Genomic DNA, 16,951 nt, shown 5'->3' with positions numbered 1-16,951 from the left:
TCCCTCGGGGCGCTCTCAGGGGCCGCCCGTCGACGGGACCCAGGCGTAGCGGTGTTCCGGGCGGCCGGTCTCGCCGTAGCGCAGGGCCAGGGTGACGCGGCCGGCGCGGTCGAGGAGTTTGAGGTAGCGCTGGGCGGTCTGGCGGCTGATCCCGGCGCGGTCGGCGATCTGCTGGGTGGACAGGGGGCCGTCGGCGGTGCGCAGGACCTGGCGGACCAGCTCCGCGGTGGTGGGGGAGTGGCCCTTGGGGAGCTCGTTCGCGCTGCCGGCGGCGGCGAGGGCGCCGAAGATCCGGTCCACCTCGGACTGTTCGGCCTCGCCGCCGCCGGCCAGGGAGCGGCGCAGGCCGGCGTAGGCCTCCAGCCTGGTGCGAAGTCCGGCGAAGGTGAACGGTTTGACCAGGTACTGGAGCGCGCCCAGGCGCATGGCGGCCTGGACCGTGGCCAGGTCCCGGGCGGCCGTGACCATGATCACGTCGGTGTGGTGGCCCAGCTGGCGCAGGCGGCGCACCAGGTCGAGGCCGTTCCCGTCCGGCAGGTAGTGGTCGAGGAGGACCAGGTCCACGGGATGGGCGGTGACGAACTCCAGGGCCTCGGCCGCCGAATGGGCCCGGCCGGCCACCCGGAATCCGGGAACCTGCGCCACGTACGCCGCGTTGATCCTTACGACACGCACGTCGTCGTCGACGACCAATACGTGGATGACCGGGGTCTCGTTCATCGCAGGGCCTCCGGGAGTACGACGGAGAACTCCGCCCCTCCGTCCGCTGCTTCCGCGGCCCGGGCGCTGCCGCCCTGCCGCTCCGCGAGGCGGCGTACGAGGGCGAGACCGAGCCCGCGCTCGCGGTGGGCCTCGGGCTGCTTGGTCGACCAGCCCTCGGTGAAGATCTCCTCGCGGCGCGCGGCGGGGATGCCCGGGCCGCTGTCGCGCACCCGCAGGACGGCGGTGCGGCCCTCGGCGCGGAGGTCGACCTCCACCAGGGGCGCGGGCGAGCCGGCCGCCGCGTCCAGGGCGTTGTCGACGAGGTTGCCGAGGATGGTGACCAGCCCGCCCGGTTCGACCAGGCGGTCGGGGAGGAACGCGGCCGGAGCCAGCCGCAGCGGGACGCCGCGCTCGGCGGCGACGGTGGCCTTGCCCACCAGCAGGGCGGCGAGCAGCGGGTCCCGCACCTTCTCGGTGATCTGCTCGGCGGTGGCGCGGTGCACGCCCGCGACCTCGTTCACGAAGTCGACGGCCTCCTCGTGCAGTCCGAGTTCGAGCAGGCCGAGGAGGGTGTGGAGGCGGTTGGCGTGCTCGTGGTCCTGGGCGCGCAGGGCGTCGATCAGGCCCTTGGTGGAGTCCAGCTCGCGGCTCAGGTGCTCCACCTCGGTGCGGTCGCGCAGGGTGGCGACGGCTCCGCCGTCCGCGGTGGGCATGCGGTTGGCGACCAGGACGCGGGGGCCCTGGACGGTGATCAGGTCCCGGCCGGTGACGCGGCCGGCCAGGACGTCGCTGGTGCGGCCGGGGCCGAGTACCTCGTCCAGCGGGCGGCCGGTGAGGGTGCGGGCGGCGTCGGGGGTGAGGCCGAGGAGGCGGGCGGCTTCGTCGTTGACGAGCCGGACGCGGTCGTCCTCGTCGAGGGCGATCACGCCCTCGCGGATGGAGTGCAGCATCGCCTCGCGTTCGGCGAGGAGTCCGGCGATGTCGGAGAAGGCCAGGTCCCGGGTCTGTCGCTGGATCCGGCGGGACAGCAGGTAGGCGGCGAGGGCGCCCACGGCCAGGGCGCCGCCCGCGTAGGCGAGCAGGCCGGGGATGGCGCCGAGCAGCCGCTCGCGCACGCTGTCGTAGGCGATGCCGACCGAGACGGCGCCGACGATCTCTCCGTCGGCTGCGAGCAGGGGGACTTTTCCGCGGGCGGAGCGGCCCAGGGTGCCTTCGTCGATCTCCATGACGTCGCGGCCGGCCAGGGCGTCGCCGGGGTCGGTGGAGACCGGGAGCCCGATGAGGGCGGGGCTGGGGTGCGAGCGGCGGATGCCGTGCAGGTCGAGGACGACCACGTACTCCGCGCCGGTCGCGCTGCGGATCCGTTCGGCTGCGGCCTGGACGGGGGAGTCCGCCGTCGGGCCGGAGCGCAGCAGGTCGGTGGCCAGGGACGGGTCCGCCGCCGTGCTCTGCGCGATGGCCAGGGCGCGTCGCATGGCCTGGTCGTCCAGCTGTGCGCTCAGCGGCGCGAGGAAGAGTCCGGTGGCCAGCACGAGGACCCCGGCGGCGATGGCCAGCTGGGTGAGCAGGATCTGCGAGACGGCCCGTCGGGGCAGCCCGAGGCGCCGGACACGGGTGGGGAGGAACCGCATGACTAGCAACCGTAGGTCGGCGGCGGCCTAAGCGGAATCTCTCCCGGCTACGCAAACCGCTTGCGTGAATTGCGTCCAGCTTGCGCAAGTGATGCGAGCCGATTGGTGCGGTCGGAGGTGTGGACGACTGAGCAAGGCTCTGCAATTGTCGCACCGCACCACGCAAATTCCTGTCTCATCTGGTTCGGAAAACTCATGTCGAGGGACGAGGACATATGAGAAGGCACACCTGGAGGTGGCGGGCCCTGGCCGCCGTCGTTAGTACGGCCCTGCTCCTGCTGGGCTGGCCGGCCCTCACCGCCACGGCCGCCGGCGGACCGAGCGCCGCCGCCGGCCGCCCGGCGGCCGCGAGCAGCAGCAACGGCGCGTACACCGCCGCCAACGCCACCGACGGCGACCAGTCCACGTACTGGGAGAGCGCCGGCACCACCTTCCCCCAGTGGGTGCAGGCCGATCTCGGCGCCGCGGCCCGCGTCGACCAGGTGGTGCTGAAACTCCCCGCCGCCGGGGAGAGCCGCACCCAGACCCTGTCCGTCCAGGGCAGCTCCGACGGGACCGGCTTCAGCACCCTGGTCGGCTCGGCCGCGTACACCTTCGCCCAGGGCGCCGGGAACACGGTGACCATCACCTTCCCGGCCACCCTGACGCGGTACGTGCGCATCGTCATCACCGCCAACACCGGCTGGCGGGCCGCACAGATCGCCGAGCTGGAAGCCCGCGCGGCCGGCGACTCCTCCGCCAACCTGGCCCTCGGCAAGGCCCTGACAGCGAGCAGCCAGACGCAGGTCTACGCCCCGGCCAACGCCAACGACGGCAACACCGCCAGTTACTGGGAGAGCGCGGGAGGCGCCCTGCCGCAGTGGCTCCAGGCCGACCTCGGCGCCGCCGTCCGCGTCGACCGCGTCGTCCTGCGGCTGCCCGAGAGCTGGGGCCCGCGGACCCAGACCCTGAAGATCCAGGGCAGCGCCAACGGCGCCGCCTTCACCGACCTCACCGCCGCCAAGGGCTACGAGTTCAACGCCGCGGGGGCGAACTCCGTGACCCTCGCCTTCGACGCGGCCACCACCCGCTACGTCCGCGTCCTGATCTCCGCCAACTCCGTGCAGGGCGCCGGCCAGCTCTCCGAGCTGGAGATATACGGACCGCCCGGCGGTGACACCCAGCCGCCCAGCGCCCCCACGGGCCTCGCCTACACCGAGCCCGCCACCGGGAAGATCACGCTCAGCTGGCAGGCCGCCACCGACAACACCGGCGTCACCGGCTACGACGTGTACGCCAACGACGTGCTGCGGACGTCGGTCGCGGGCGGCGTCACCACCTACACCGACACCCAGCCCGCCGACGCGACGGTGACCTACTACGTACGGGCCAAGGACGCGGCCGGGAACCAGTCGCCGAACAGCAACTCCGTCACCCGGGCCGGCGCGACCGGCGACACCCAGGCCCCGACCGCCCCCGGGTCCCTCACCCTCACCGAGCCGGCGGCCGGCCAGATCAAACTCGGCTGGCAGGCGTCGACCGACAACGTGGGGGTCACCGGTTACGAGGTGTACGCGAACAACGTGCTGCGCGCGACAGTCGCGGGCAGCGCCACCGGCTACACCGACGCCCAGCCGGCCGACGCGACGGTGACCTACTACGTACGGGCCAAGGACGCGGCGGGCAACCGCTCGGGCGACAGCAACGCCGTGACCCGCAACGGCAGCGGCGGGGGCGGCTCCAACCTGGCCGTCGACAAGCCCGTCACGGGCAGTTCGGTGGTTCACACGTTCGTCGCGGAGAACGCCAACGACAACGACACCGCCACTTACTGGGAGGGCGCGGCCGGAGCCTATCCGAGCACGCTGACGGTCGCGCTCGGGGCCAACGCCGACATCAGCCGGCTGGTCCTGAAGCTGAACCCGGACAGCGCCTGGGGCCGGCGCACCCAGACCTTCGAGGTCCTCGGCCGGGAGCAGGGGGCCCAGGGCGTGACCAGCCTGATCGCCGCCCGGGACTACGTCTTCGACCCGGCGTCCGGCAACACCGTGACCGTGCCGCTGACCGCGCGCGTCGCGGACGTCCAGCTCCGCTTCACCGCCAACACCGGTTCCTCCAACGGCCAGGTCGCCGAGTTCCAGATCATCGGCGTCCCGGCGCCCAACCCGGACCTGGTGGTCACCGCGCTGAGCGCGGCTCCGTCGGCCCCGGTCGAGTCGGATCCCGTCACCTTGTCGGCCACCGTCAAGAACAGCGGCACCGCCCCGGCCGGGGCCAGCGCCGTCACCTTCCGGCTCGGCGGCACGAAGGTGGGCACCGCCGCGGTGCCGGCGCTCGCGGCGGGGGCGAGCGCGACCGTCACCGCCGGGATCGGCGTGCGGGAAGCAGGAACGTATCCGCTCGACGCGGTCGTCGACGAGGCGAACGCGGTCGTCGAGCAGAACGACAGCAACAACACCCTCACCGGCGCGCCGCTGGTCATCCGGCCCGTCGACAGCTCCGACCTGGTGGCCTCGGCGGTGAGCTGGTCACCGAGCGCCCCGGCCGCGGGTCAGGCGGTGAACTTCACCGTCACCGTCAAGAACCAGGGCACGGTGGCCGCCGCCGCGGGCCCGCACCCGGTCACCCTCACCCTCCAGGACGCGGGCGGCGCGACCGTCCGTACCCTGACCGGTTCCTTCACGGGCGGCCTCGCGGCCGGAGCCTCCAGCGCCCCGGTCGCGCTCGGCAGCTGGCCCGCGGCCAACGGCCGGTACACCGTCAAGCTGGTGCTGGCGGACGACGCCAACGAGCTGCCCGTCAAGCGGGCCAACAACACCTCCACCCGGCCCTTCTTCGTCGGACGCGGGGCGAACATGCCCTTCGACATGTACGAGGCGGAGGACGCGGCGGTCGGCGGCGGCGCCCAGGTCCTCGGCCCCAACCGCACCATCGGCGACATCGCGGGCGAGGCCTCCGGCCGCAGGGCCGTCCACCTCGACGCGACCGGCGAGTACGTGGAGTTCACCACCAGGGCCGCCACCAACACCCTGGTCACCCGCTTCTCCGTCCCGGACGCCCCGGGCGGCGGGGGGATCGACGCGACCCTCGACGTCTACGTCAACGGCACCCTGAAGAAGGCCATGCCGCTGACCTCCAAGTACGCCTGGCTGTACGGCGCGGAGGCCTCGCCGGGCAACGCGCCGAGCGCGGGAGCTCCCCGGCACATCTACGACGAGGCGAACCTCCTGCTCGGCGAGACCGTCCCGGCGGGCAGCAGGATCCGGCTCCAGAAGGACGCGGCCAACACCAGCACCTACGCCATCGACTTCGTGAGCCTGGAGCGGGCCACGGAGATCCCCAACCCCGACCCGGCCACCTACACCGTGCCCGCCGGCTTCAGCCACCAGGACGTGCAGAACGCCCTGGACAAGGTCCGCATGGACACCACGGGCAAGCTCGTCGGCGTCTACCTGCCGGCCGGCTCGTACGAGACCGCCAGCAAGTTCCAGGTCTACGGGAAGGCGGTGCAGGTGGCCGGCGCGGGGCCGTGGTTCACCCGCTTCCACGCGCCCGCGTCCCAGGACAACACCGACATCGGCTGGCGCGCCGAGGGCACCGCGAAGGGCTCGTCCTTCTCCGGGTTCTCCTACTTCGGCAACTACACCTCGCGGATCGACGGCCCTGGCAAGGTCTTCGACTTCGCGAACGTCACCGACATCACCATCGACAACGTCTGGAACGAGCACATGGTCTGCCTCTACTGGGGCGCCAACACGGACCGGATCACCATCAAGAACTCCCGTATCCGTGACCTGTTCGCCGACGGCATCAACATGACCAACGGCAGCACCGACAACCTCGTGACCAACAACGAGGCGCGGGCCACGGGTGACGACAGCTTCGCGTTGTTCTCCGCGATCGACGCGGGCGGCGCGGACATGAAGAACAACGTCTACGAGAACCTCACCACGATCCTGACCTGGCGTGCGGCCGGCGTCGCCGTCTACGGCGGCTACAACAACACCTTCCGCAACATCCACATCGCCGACACCCTCGTCTACTCCGGCATCACCATCAGCTCGCTGGACTTCGGGTACCCGATGAACGGCTTCGGGACGGATCCGACGACCTTCGAGAACATCTCGGTCGTCCGCTCCGGCGGCCATTTCTGGGGCGCGCAGACCTTCCCGGGGATCTGGCTCTTCTCGGCCTCGAAGGTGTTCCAGGGCATCCGGATCAACAACGTCGACATCGTCGATCCGACGTACAGCGGGATCATGTTCCAGACGCAGTACATCGGAGGTCAGCCCGTCAATCCCATCAAGGACACGGTCCTCAAGGACATCACCATCACCGGGGCGAAGAAGAGGGGTGACGCCTTCGACGCCAAGTCGGGCTTCGGCCTGTGGGCGAACGAGATGCCCGAGGCGGGGCAGGGTCCGGCAGTCGGCGAGGTCACCATCCAGAACCTGAGGACGAGTGACAACGCCGTCGACGTACGCAACACGACGTCGACCTTCCGGATCAACCAGCTGCCGTAGCGCGGTGGGGGCGCCCCGGGGCGGACTGCCCCGGGGCGCCCCCCGCCCGTAGTCCCCAGGCCCGTTGTCCACAGGACGCAAGCCGCTTGCAATTCTTGCGCTAGTCTTGCGCGCATGACGCGACGACTTGCTCAAGTGGCGAAGAAGGTGGGTGTCAGCGAGGCCACGGTCAGCCGGGTACTCAACGGCAAGCCGGGTGTCTCGGCGGCGACCCGGCAGTCCGTGCTGACCGCGCTCGACGTCCTCGGTTACGAGCGCCCCACCCAGCTCCGCGGGGAGCGGGCCCGGCTGGTCGGTCTGGTCCTGCCCGAGCTCCAGAACCCCATCTTCCCGGCCTTCGCCGAGGTCATCGGCGGAGCCCTGGCCCAGCAGGGTCTTACCCCGGTGCTGTGCACCCAGACCACCGGCGGGGTCTCCGAGGCCGACTACGTCGAACTCCTCCTCCAGCAGCAGGTCTCCGGGGTGGTCTTCGCCGGGGGCCTCTTCGCCCAGGCCGACGCCCCGCACGAGCACTACCGGCTGCTTTCGGAGCGCAAGGTCCCGGTCGTGCTCATCAACGCCTCCATCGAGGACCTCGGCTTCCCCTGCGTGGCCTGCGACGACGCCGTCGCGGTCGAGCAGGCCTGGCGCCACCTCGCCTCCCTGGGGCACGAGCGGATCGGCCTCGTGCTCGGGCCCGCCGACCACATCCCCTCGCTGCGCAAGCTGGTGGCCGCCCAGTGCGTCGCCGCCGCGGCCGGCGCCGAGCTGCCCGCCGCGCACGTGGAACGGACCCTGTTCTCGCTGGAGGGCGGACACGCCGCCGCCTCCCGGCTGCTGGACCGCGGGGTCACCGGCATCATCTGCGCGAGCGACCCGCTCGCCCTGGGAGCCGTACGCGCCGCCCGCCGCCGCGGGCTCGACGTCCCCGGCGAGGTCTCCGTGGTCGGCTACGACGACTCGGCGTTCATGAACTGCACCGAGCCCCCGCTGACCACCGTCCGCCAGCCCATCGAGGCCATGGGGCGGGCCGCCGTCGAGTTGCTCACCGCGCAGATCCAGGGCGCCGCCGTACAGCCCGGTGAACTCCTCTTCGAGCCGGAGCTGGTCGTGCGCGGCTCCACCGCGCAAGCGCCCCGCGCCGCCTCCTAGGCGTCGCGCCGGACGCGCGCGCGGACCCGCGCGGACATCGCCTCTCTTCTCCCGGTTTTCAGGCTCCGGACGCCCCGCAGGGTGTCCGGAGCTTTTTGCGTCCTGGATGTGATGAGGAAGGCTCGGACTGTCGATTGCTTGCAAATTCTGCGCGGGATATTGCGTTCATCTGTGGGCGGTGGTTGAGTGTGCCGCGCTCGCCCCCACGCCTCCTGCCCGAAGCTCGAAGGGGTCCACCGATGAGAACGCAAGCCCGCCGCAACGTCGCGGCCGCCCTGGTCTCCGCGCTCGCCGTCACCGCCCTCGCGGCCTGCGGAACCAGCAGCAGCGGTGACGACCCGAAGGCGCGGCAGTCGGGTGGCGGCGGTGGCGCCGACGCCTCCGCGCCGCTCGACCCGAAGACCAAGGTCACCCTCTCCATCGACTGCATGCCGCCCGCGGCCAAGGCGGCGGAGCTCAAGGAGTGGAAGGAGGACGTGGCGGAGTTCAACAAGACGTACCCCCACGTCACCATCGAGGGCCGTTCCACCCCCGGCCAGTGCCTGGAGCCGCCGCGCTTCACCGCGATGCTCAAGGCCAAGTCCCAGCCGGACGTCTTCTACGCCTACTTCACCGACCTCCAGCAAGTGCTGGACAACGACGGCGCCGAGGACATATCGGCGTACGTGACGCCCCGCTCGGTCCCCGCCCTCGGCGACATCGACCCGGGCGTCCTGAACGTCCTCAAGCAGGACGGCAAGCTCTACGGCCTCCCCACCAGCAACTACACGATGGGTCTGCTGGTCAACCGGAAGCTCTTCAAGGACGCCGGCCTCGACCCCGACACCCCACCGCGCACCTGGGGGGAGGTCCGGGCCGCCGCGAAGAAGATCGCCGCACTGGGGGGCGGCACCGCCGGCTTCGGCGAGTACAGCGTGGAGAACACGGGCGGCTGGCACTACACCGCCACCCTGTACGGCCTCGGCGGGGACGTCGTGGGCGCCGACGGCAAGGCGGCCTTCAACAACGCGACCGGCCGCGAGATCGTCGACAACCTCCACGCCATGCGCTGGGAGGACGACAGCATGGGCAAGACCCAGCTGCTCAAGTGGGGGGATCTGCAGAAGCAGATGGCCTCGGACAAGCTCGGCATGTTCCTCGCCGCGCCCGACGACATCACGTACATGGTCCAGCAACTGGGCGCGAAGTACGAGAACTTCGGGATGGGGCCGATGCCCGGCGGCGCGTCCACCCTGGCCGGCGGCAACGGGTACCTGATCAAGAAGGGCAGCTCGCCCGACAAGATCAAGGCGGCCGTGGCCTGGCTGAACTTCAAGACCCTGGCGGTCGGCAAGGGGCAGTTCCAATACGACCGGAGCAAGGCCGACGGCCTGCCGGTCGGCCTTCCGCAGCCGGCCTTCTTCACCGGCGCCAGCAAGGCCAAGGACGACGGACTGAAGGCCGCGAGCGCCACGATGCCGGTCGCCAACTTCAAGAGCTTCCTGGACAACCCGGTGCCCGGAAAGGCCGAGCCGCCGAAGGCCCAGGAGGTCTACAAGGTGCTCGACAAGGTGATGTCGGGGGTTCTCACCAGCAAGGACGCCGACGCGGCGCGGCTGCTCGCCGAGGCGGAGAAGGCGGTCAACCAGGTGCTGGCCGACCGCTAGGGGGAGGGCCGCCCGGGCCCCTCCCGCCCGCGGCAGTGCCCGCGTGGGCGACCGTACGTACCACCGACGGCGACGACGACCCAGCAAGGAGAGAGCGGCGATGCCGGCCACCCCCCTGCGAGCCCCCCTTCCCGCCGGCCCCCCGAAGGCGCCCCGGCCAGCCCCCACGCCCCGCCGCCCGCCCGCGCCCGCCCGGCGCGCGGCGTTCCTGCGGGCGCTGAAGCGCAACCTCACCGCCCACGGCTTCCTGATCGGCGCCGTGCTCTGCTTCTGCTTCTTCTCCTGGTACCCGATGGTCCGGGAGTTCCTGCTGGCCTTCCAGAAGACCGAGGGCCGCGCCACCCGCTGGGTCGGCTGGGACAACTTCTCGTACGTCTTCCACGACCCCGGCTTCTGGCAGGCGTGGCGCAACACCCTGCTCTTCACCGGTCTCGCGCTGGTCCTCGGCTTCGCGGTGCCCTTCGTGGCGGCCCTCGTCCTCGGCGAACTGCGCCACGCCCGCGGCTACCTGCGGTTGCTGGTCTACCTGCCGGTGATGATGCCGCCGGTGGCCTCGGTCCTGCTGTTCAAGTACCTGTACGACCCCGGGTACGGGCTCTTCAACCGGATCCTGGAGTTCCTGCACCTGCCCGCCCAGGACTGGCTGCAGTCCACCGACACCGCCATGCTGTCGGTCGTCCTCGCCTCGACCTGGATGAACATGGGCAGCGCCACCCTGATCTACCTGGCCGCCCTCCAGGGCATCCCCGGCGAGCTGTACGAGGCCGCCGAGCTGGACGGGGCCGGGCTGCTGCGCAAGATCTGGCACGTCACCATTCCGCAGACCCGGCTGGTCCTCTCGCTGATGCTGCTGATGCAGGTGATCGCGACCATGCAAATCTTCGCCGAACCGTTCCTGCTGACCGGCGGCGCCGGCCCCGAAGGAGCCACCACCACGGTGGTCGTCCTCATCTACCAGTACGCCTTCAGCTTCAACCAGTACGGCGCCGCGGCGGCCCTCGGGCTGTGCCTGCTGGTCGTCCTCGGCGGCTTCTCCGCCGCGTACGCCCGCCTCAGCCGCGACGACCAGAGCTGACGACGACCAGAGACCAGGAGCCCCGCATGGCCGAGCGCACCCTCATCTCCCCGGTCCGGTGGAGCCGCCCCCGGGGCCGGATCCTCTACTGGAGCGTCCTCGCCCTGGTCGTCGCCGGGTTCACCCTCGTCTTCCTCGGCCCGCTCTACTGGATGGCCGCGGGCGGCCTCAAGAGCACCGAGGAGTTCGCCCGGGTCCCGCCCACCCTGGTGCCGCACTCCGTACGCACCGCCAACTACTCGGCGGCCTGGCAGGTCATGGACCTCGCCCGGCTGCTCGCGAACACCCTGTACTACGCCGTGGGCGCGCTGCTCTTCCAGCTCGTGCTCGACGTCGCAGCCGCCTACTCGCTGTCGAAGCTGCGCCCCGTCCTCGGCAAGGCCGTCCTCGGGATGATGCTGGCGACCCTGATGGTCCCGGCCGCCGTGCTCGTCGTCCCGCAGTACCTGACCGTCCTGGACGTGCCGATCGTCGAGCGCAACCTGCTGGACTCGCCCTGGGTGATCTGGCTGCCGTCCGTCACCAACGCGTTCAGCATCTTTCTGCTGAAGCGGTTCTTCGACTCCATCCCCCGCGAGGTCCTCGACGCCGCCGCCATCGACGGGGCGGGCGCCCTGCGGACGCTGCGCTCGGTGGTCCTGCCGATGTCCCGGCCCGTCCTCGGCGTCGTGTCGATCTTCGCGGTGGTCGGCGTCTGGAAGGACTTCCTCTGGCCGATGCTCACCCTCCCCGACCCGGCCCTGCAGACCCTCAACGTCGGCATCTACTCCCTCTCCCGGGGCGTCCCGGAGAACCACCTCACCGCCGCCCTCGTGATCGCCTCCGCACCCACCCTCATCCTCTTCCTGATCTTCCAGCGCAACATCATGGGCGGCCTGACGGCCGGTTCCCTCAAGGGCTGAAAGGATCGACGTGCCGGCTTCCGACTGGTGGCGCTCGGCCGCCATCTACCAGGTGTACGTACGAAGCTTCGCCGATGGGGACGGGGACGGCACCGGCGACCTCGCGGGCGTCCGGGCCCGGCTGCCCTACCTCGCCGCGCTCGGTGTGGACGCCCTGTGGTTCACCCCCTGGTACCTCTCCCCGCTCGCCGACGGCGGCTACGACGTCGCCGACTACCGCACCATCGACCCCGCCTTCGGCACCCTCGCCGAGGCGGAGAAACTGATCGCCGAGGCCCTCGGCCTGGGCCTGCGCACCATCGTCGACATCGTCCCGAACCACGTATCCGACCGGCACCCCTGGTTCCGAGCCGCCCTCGCCGCCGGTCCCGGCAGCCCCGAGCGGCGGCTCTTCCACTTCCGCCCCGGCCGGGGCGAGCACGGCGAACTGCCGCCCGGGGACTGGCCCTCGCAGTTCAACGGCGCCGACACCTGGACGCGTACGCCCGACGGCGAGTGGTACCTGCACCTGTTCACTCCGCAGCAGCCCGACCTCAACTGGGACCACCCCGAGGTCCGCCGGGAGCACGAGGAGGTGCTGCGCTTCTGGTTCGAGCGGGGCGTCGCGGGCGTACGGATCGACTCGGCCGCGCTGCTCTGCAAGGACCCGGCCCTGCCCGACCTGGCCGGCCGGCCGCCGGGGCCGTGGCCGGGCCCCGGGGCGGGGGCCGGGGCGGGGGCGGCGGCGCCCGGCGCGGGCGCGCGACCCGGCGCGGGCGCGGAACCGGCCGCGGGGGAGTCACACCCCTACATCGACCGGGACGAACTCCACGCCGTCTACCGCTCCTGGCGGGCCGTCGCCGACGCCTATGACGCCGTGTTCGTCGGCGAGGTCTGGCTGCCCGACTCCGAGCGCTTCGCCCGCTACCTGCGCCCCGACGAACTGCACACCGCCTTCAACTTCGGCTTCCTCAGCTGCCCCTGGGACGCGGAGCGGCTGCGCGCCTCCATCGCGGAGACCCTCGCCGAGCACGCGCCCGTCGGGGCCCCCGCCACCTGGGTGCTGTGCAACCACGACGTGACCCGGACCGTGACCCGCTACGGGCGCGCGGAGACCGGCTTCGACTTCGCCGCCAAGGCCTTCGGCATCCCGACCGACCTGGCGCTCGGCACCCGGCGGGCGCGTGCCGCCGCGCTGCTGACGCTCGCCCTGCCCGGCTCCGTATACCTCTACCAGGGCGAGGAACTGGGGCTGCCCGAGGCGGAGATCCCGGTCGGCCGCATCCAGGACCCGATGCACTTCCGTTCCGGCGGCACCGACCCCGGGCGCGACGGCTGCCGGGTGCCGCTGCCGTGGACCGCCGAGCCGTGGAACGACCCCTGGCTGCCCCAGCCCGCGGACTGGGCCTCGTACGCGGCCGACCGTCAGGAGGGGAACCCGGACTCCATGCTGACCCTCTACCGGACCGCCCTGCGGCTGCGCCGGGAGGCCGGCGCCTTCGGCGGGGGCTCGCTGGAGTGGCGGGAGGCGCCGCCCGGGGTGCTGGCCTTCGCCCGGCCCGACGGGCTGCTGTGCGTGGTCAACCTCTCCGCCGCGCCGGTCCCGCTGCCGGGGCACACGGACGTCCTGCTCGGCAGTGCCCCGCTGGACGGGGCGGGGCTGCTCGGGCCGGACACGGCGGTCTGGCTGCGGACCTGACGCCGCGGCCGGACCGCCACCCCCGCCCTTACGGCACCGGCCGGGGCGGGCGGGGGCCGTCGTAATGGCCGCTCGGCCGCATGCGCAGGGGCCGCTCCCCGTACTCCTCCAGCGCGTGCGCGATCCACCCGGCCGTCCGCGCCACCGCGAACACCGTCTCCCCGGCCTCCGCCGGCATCCCGCAGGAGACGGTGAGCACCGCCAGGGCGAGGTCCACGTTGGCGTGCAGGCCGGGCTGCCGGCTCGCCGTGGTGGCCACCACCTCGCGGGCCGCGGCCAGCGCGGGCGCCGCGTGGGGCATGGTCTCCAGCCGGGCGAACAGGGCCGTGGCCCGGGGGTCCTCGCCCGTGTAGAGGCGGTGCCCGAGCCCCGGGATCCGCCGCCCCGCCCGCAGGTGGTCGGCGACCACGGGGGCCGCGCCGCCCCGCTCCAGCGCCTCGGTCAGCGTGCGGTGCGCGAGCCGTCCCGCGACCCCGTGCAGGGGACCTTCGAGCGCGCCGAGTCCGGCGGAGACGGCCGCGTACGGATGGGCGCGGGCGGAGGCGGCCACGCGTACGGCCAGGGTGGAGGCGGCCAGGTCGTGGTCGATGAGCAGGGCCAGCGCCAGGTCGAGGGCGTCCAGGGAGGCCTCGTCGGGCTCCCGCGCGGTCAGCCGCCGCCACAGCCGCCAGGCGACCGGGCCGCTCCGGCGGTGGCCGGTCCCGGCGGTCGGCAGGGCGCCGACCAGCGTCGGGATCAGGCAGCGCGCGGAGCCCTGGACCGCCTCGGGGGACAGGTCGAAGCGCAGCGGGTCGGCGACGGCCGCCGCGGCGGTGGCCACCCGCAGCATGTCGATGGGCCCGCTGTGCTCAGGCAGGGCGGCGACCACCCGCCGGGCGGCGGCCAGCGGTTCGGGCGGCGCGGTGAACCGGGCCCCGGGCACCAGCGTGCCGGTCCAGAGGAACTCGGCGACCTCCTCGTAGCGGTACCGGGAGGCCAGCTCGACGGCGTCGACGCCCCGGAAGTAGTAGCGGTCCGGCTCGATGAGCGTGAGCGAGGTGCGCACCGACGGTTCCCCGGCCGGGGAGCGTCCGGCGGCCTCGCGGCGGCTGCGCCGGGCCAGTTCCTCGACCTCCCGCGCGTCGAAGGTGCTGCCGCGCCCGACCGCGTCCCGGCGGCTCGTGAGCTGGCCGCGGCTCACGTACGCGTACACGGTGGCCGGTTTCACGCCGAGCAGCTCGGCGGCCTCCCGGGTGCCGATCCGCCGTCCGACCTCCGACTCGTCCTTCATGATGCCACCCTACATATATTGATTGAATCAATGTTGACAAGGATTCCATCCATCATGGATGGTCAATGCATGAACGCAACCGTCGATGTACCCCGCGGCCTCGCGGGAGTCGTGGTCACCGAGACCGCACTGGGTGATGTCCGTGGCCGCGAGGGCTTCTACCACTACCGCCAGTACTCGGCCGTCGAGCTCGCCGCGAGCCGCACCTTCGAGGACGTCTGGCACCTGATGTTCCGCGGCGCCCTGCCGGCCGGCCGCGCCGAACGGGACGCCTTCGCCGCCGAGACCGCCGCGCAGCGGCACCTGCCCGCCCCGGTCCGCGACGCGCTGCCCGCCCTCGCCCGCGCCACCGCCCTCTCCGGACCGCTCGCCGGACTGCGCACCGCGCTCTCGCTGCTCGGCGCCACCGCGGGCTTCCGCCCCGTCTACGACCTCGACCCCGAACGCCGCGCCGCCGACGCGCTCGCCGCCTGCGCCGCCGTACCGACGCTGCTCACCGCGCTGTACCGGCTCGGGCAGGGCCTGGAGCCGGTGGACCCGCGCGACGACCTCCCGTACGCCGCCAACTACCTGTACATGCTGACCGGGCGGGAGCCGGACCCGGTGCGGGCCCGCGCCATCGAGCGCTACCTCGTCTCCACCGTCGACCACGGCTTCAACGCCTCCACGTTCACCGCCCGCGTGATCGCCTCCACCGGCGCCGACGTCGCCGCCTGCCTGACCGGGGCCGTCGGGGCGCTCTCCGGACCGCTGCACGGGGGCGCGCCCAGCCGGGCCCTGGACACCCTGGACGCGATCGGCACCCCGGACCGGATCGGGCCGTGGATCCGCGAACGCGTCCTCGCCGGCGAGCGGATCATGGGCTTCGGCCACCCCGTCTACCGCACCGAGGACCCGCGCTCGCGGATGCTGCGGGAGATCGCGCTGGAGTTCGGCGGGCCGCTCGTGGACTTCGCCGTGGAGGTCGAGCGGCAGGTGGAGGAGATCCTCGCCGAGCTCAAGCCGGGCCGCGAGCTGCACACCAACGTGGAGTTCTACGCGGGCGTGGTCATGGAGCTGTGCGGGCTGCCCCGCACGATGTTCACCCCGACCTTCTGTGCGGCCCGCGTGGTGGGCTGGAGCGCCAACGTGCTGGAGCAGGCCGCCGACTCGAAGATCATCCGGCCGGCCGCCCGCTACGCCGGCCCCACCCCGCCCGAGCCGGTCCCCGCCGCGGGCTGACTACGATCGTCCGGGTGAACAGCAGGCAGCCCGCTCCCTCCTCCGCCCGGACCGCCCCGACGCCCGCCCGGACCGTCCCGGTCGTCGTCCTCTCCGGATTCCTCGGCTCCGGCAAGACCACCCTCCTCAACCACCTGCTCGCGCACCGGGCGGGGACCCGTATCGGGGTCGTCGTCAACGACTTCGGCTCGATCGAGATCGACGCGATGTCCGTGGCCGGACAGGTCGGCGACTCGATGGTCTCCCTCGGCGGCGGCTGCCTGTGCTGCGCCGTCGACGGCAGCGAGCTGGACGCGTACCTGGAGAAGCTCGCCGCGCCCGAGCACCGCATCGACGTGATCGTCGTCGAGGCCAGCGGGCTCGCCGAGCCGCAGGAGATGGTCCGGATGCTCATCGCCAACGAGAACCCGGCCGTCCGCTACGGCGGCCTGGTCCAGGTCGTCGACGCGGCGGAGTTCGACGCGACCCGGGCCGCGCATCCGGAGACCGACCGGCATCTGGGCGTCGCGGACCTGGTGGTGCTCAACAAGACCGACCGGGTGGACGCCGCCGAACGGGCCCGGATCGAGGGCGTGCTCGACGGGCTCCGCGCCCCGGGCATCCCCGTGATCGGCGCCGACCACGGCCGGATCGACCCGGAGCTGCTCTTCGACCGGCGGCCCTGGGAGCGGACCCGGGGGCAGCTCTCCTTCGAGGACCTGCTCGCGGAGGAGCGCGACCACGAGCACGGCGAGCACGGCGACGGTGACGGCGACGACGCGCACGGACACGCGGGGCACCTGCACGCCGCCTACGAGTCCGTCGAGTTCACCTCGGACGCGGCGCTCTCCCCGCGCCGCCTGATCGCCTTCCTCGACCGCCGCCCGGCCGGCCTCTACCGGATCAAGGGCTTCGTCTGGTTCGGGGTGCCCGGCCACCAGGAGCGTTACGAGGTCCACGCGGTCGGCCGCTTCCTGAGGTTCGCCCCCGGCCCCTGGGGGCGGGGGGAGCCGCCCCGCACGCAGCTCGTCCTGATCGGCTCCGCCCTCGACGTCCCGGCCCTGCTGCGCGAACTGGAGGCCTGCCGGGAGGAGGCGCCGCAGGACGCGCCGCCGGAGAGCATGTGGGGCGTCCTGCGGTACGTGGACGGGAACGAGGACGGCCCCGAGGAGTGAGGCGCGGCCACGCCCGGACCCCCGTACGCGGATCCGGGC

The 16,951-nt window shown here is 72.6% G+C and carries 11 protein-coding genes; 8 read left to right on the top strand and 3 right to left on the bottom strand.

Going from position 1 to position 16,951, the window contains the following annotated elements; genetic code table 11:
* Nucleotides 1-15 precede the first annotated feature (15 nt).
* Both ACZ6ZT_RS13270 and ACZ6ZT_RS13265 read right to left on the bottom strand, forming a co-directional pair.
* A complete protein-coding gene (locus ACZ6ZT_RS13270) occupies nucleotides 16-720 on the bottom strand; it encodes a DUF7342 family protein (RefSeq protein ID WP_469718893.1) in 705 nt (234 codons plus the stop codon).
* Entirely contained in the window at nucleotides 717-2,333 is a 1,617-nt protein-coding gene (locus tag ACZ6ZT_RS13265; RefSeq protein WP_469718890.1) for an ATP-binding protein, read from the bottom strand. The genes ACZ6ZT_RS13270 and ACZ6ZT_RS13265 overlap by 4 nt, the downstream gene beginning before the upstream one ends.
* Before the next feature lie 215 nt (nucleotides 2,334-2,548).
* On the opposite strand from ACZ6ZT_RS13265, the gene ACZ6ZT_RS13260 reads away from it, so the two are divergent.
* The 6 genes from ACZ6ZT_RS13260 to ACZ6ZT_RS13235 all read left to right on the top strand — a co-directional run bounded on the left by ACZ6ZT_RS13260 (nucleotide 2,549) and on the right by ACZ6ZT_RS13235 (nucleotide 13,267).
* Nucleotides 2,549-6,835 (top strand): discoidin domain-containing protein, encoded by a 4,287-nt coding sequence (locus tag ACZ6ZT_RS13260; RefSeq protein WP_469718888.1) that lies wholly within the window; start codon nucleotides 2,549-2,551, stop codon nucleotides 6,833-6,835.
* A gap of 114 nt (nucleotides 6,836-6,949) precedes the next feature.
* Nucleotides 6,950-7,966 carry a LacI family DNA-binding transcriptional regulator gene (locus ACZ6ZT_RS13255; RefSeq protein WP_469718886.1) on the top strand — a complete coding sequence of 339 codons (1,017 nt, stop codon included), beginning with the start codon at nucleotides 6,950-6,952 and terminating at the stop codon, nucleotides 7,964-7,966.
* Between the two features lie 239 nt (nucleotides 7,967-8,205).
* A complete protein-coding gene (locus ACZ6ZT_RS13250; protein ID WP_469718883.1) occupies nucleotides 8,206-9,612 on the top strand; it encodes an ABC transporter substrate-binding protein in 1,407 nt (468 codons plus the stop codon).
* Nucleotides 9,613-9,712: 100 nt separating this feature from the next.
* On the top strand, nucleotides 9,713-10,687 hold the full coding sequence (locus tag ACZ6ZT_RS13245; protein ID WP_469718881.1) for a carbohydrate ABC transporter permease: 975 nt from the start codon (nucleotides 9,713-9,715) through the stop codon (nucleotides 10,685-10,687).
* Nucleotides 10,688-10,713: 26 nt separating this feature from the next.
* Nucleotides 10,714-11,589: a carbohydrate ABC transporter permease gene (locus tag ACZ6ZT_RS13240; RefSeq protein ID WP_469718877.1), complete on the top strand. Its 876-nt coding sequence runs from the start codon at nucleotides 10,714-10,716 to the stop codon at nucleotides 11,587-11,589.
* Between the two features lie 10 nt (nucleotides 11,590-11,599).
* Nucleotides 11,600-13,267, top strand: a complete 1,668-nt coding sequence (locus tag ACZ6ZT_RS13235; RefSeq protein ID WP_469718874.1) for a glycoside hydrolase family 13 protein — start codon at nucleotides 11,600-11,602, stop codon at nucleotides 13,265-13,267.
* A gap of 28 nt (nucleotides 13,268-13,295) precedes the next feature.
* On the opposite strand, the gene ACZ6ZT_RS13230 is transcribed toward ACZ6ZT_RS13235, so the two are convergent.
* Nucleotides 13,296-14,537 (bottom strand): citrate synthase, encoded by a 1,242-nt coding sequence (locus ACZ6ZT_RS13230; RefSeq protein WP_469718872.1) that lies wholly within the window; start codon nucleotides 14,535-14,537, stop codon nucleotides 13,296-13,298.
* A 69-nt stretch (nucleotides 14,538-14,606) separates the two neighbouring features.
* On the opposite strand from ACZ6ZT_RS13230, the gene ACZ6ZT_RS13225 reads away from it, so the two are divergent.
* Together ACZ6ZT_RS13225 and ACZ6ZT_RS13220 are read left to right on the top strand one after the other, a co-directional pair.
* A complete protein-coding gene (locus ACZ6ZT_RS13225; protein ID WP_469718870.1) occupies nucleotides 14,607-15,758 on the top strand; it encodes a citrate synthase in 1,152 nt (383 codons plus the stop codon).
* Between the two features lie 14 nt (nucleotides 15,759-15,772).
* Nucleotides 15,773-16,912: a CobW family GTP-binding protein gene (locus ACZ6ZT_RS13220; protein WP_469718868.1), complete on the top strand. Its 1,140-nt coding sequence runs from the start codon at nucleotides 15,773-15,775 to the stop codon at nucleotides 16,910-16,912.
* Nucleotides 16,913-16,951: the final 39 nt, after the last annotated feature.

The organism is Streptomyces sp. NPDC102258, from assembly GCF_055584685.1.
This window is presented reverse-complemented; position numbering and strand designations above follow the sequence as displayed.

Excerpts from the sequence above, each read along its gene's own strand:
- ACZ6ZT_RS13255 (WP_469718886.1), top strand. The coding sequence starts at position 6,950 with ATGACGCGACGACTTGCTCAAGTGGCGAAGAAGGTGGGTGTCAGCGAG.
- ACZ6ZT_RS13250 (WP_469718883.1), top strand. The coding sequence starts at position 8,206 with ATGAGAACGCAAGCCCGCCGCAACGTCGCGGCCGCCCTGGTCTCCGCG.
- ACZ6ZT_RS13260 (WP_469718888.1), top strand. The coding sequence starts at position 2,549 with ATGAGAAGGCACACCTGGAGGTGGCGGGCCCTGGCCGCCGTCGTTAGT.
- ACZ6ZT_RS13225 (WP_469718870.1), top strand. The coding sequence starts at position 14,607 with ATGAACGCAACCGTCGATGTACCCCGCGGCCTCGCGGGAGTCGTGGTC.
- ACZ6ZT_RS13270 (WP_469718893.1), bottom strand. The coding sequence starts at position 720 with ATGAACGAGACCCCGGTCATCCACGTATTGGTCGTCGACGACGACGTG.
- ACZ6ZT_RS13230 (WP_469718872.1), bottom strand. The coding sequence starts at position 14,537 with ATGAAGGACGAGTCGGAGGTCGGACGGCGGATCGGCACCCGGGAGGCC.
- ACZ6ZT_RS13265 (WP_469718890.1), bottom strand. The coding sequence starts at position 2,333 with ATGCGGTTCCTCCCCACCCGTGTCCGGCGCCTCGGGCTGCCCCGACGG.
- ACZ6ZT_RS13245 (WP_469718881.1), top strand. The coding sequence starts at position 9,713 with ATGCCGGCCACCCCCCTGCGAGCCCCCCTTCCCGCCGGCCCCCCGAAG.
- ACZ6ZT_RS13240 (WP_469718877.1), top strand. The coding sequence starts at position 10,714 with ATGGCCGAGCGCACCCTCATCTCCCCGGTCCGGTGGAGCCGCCCCCGG.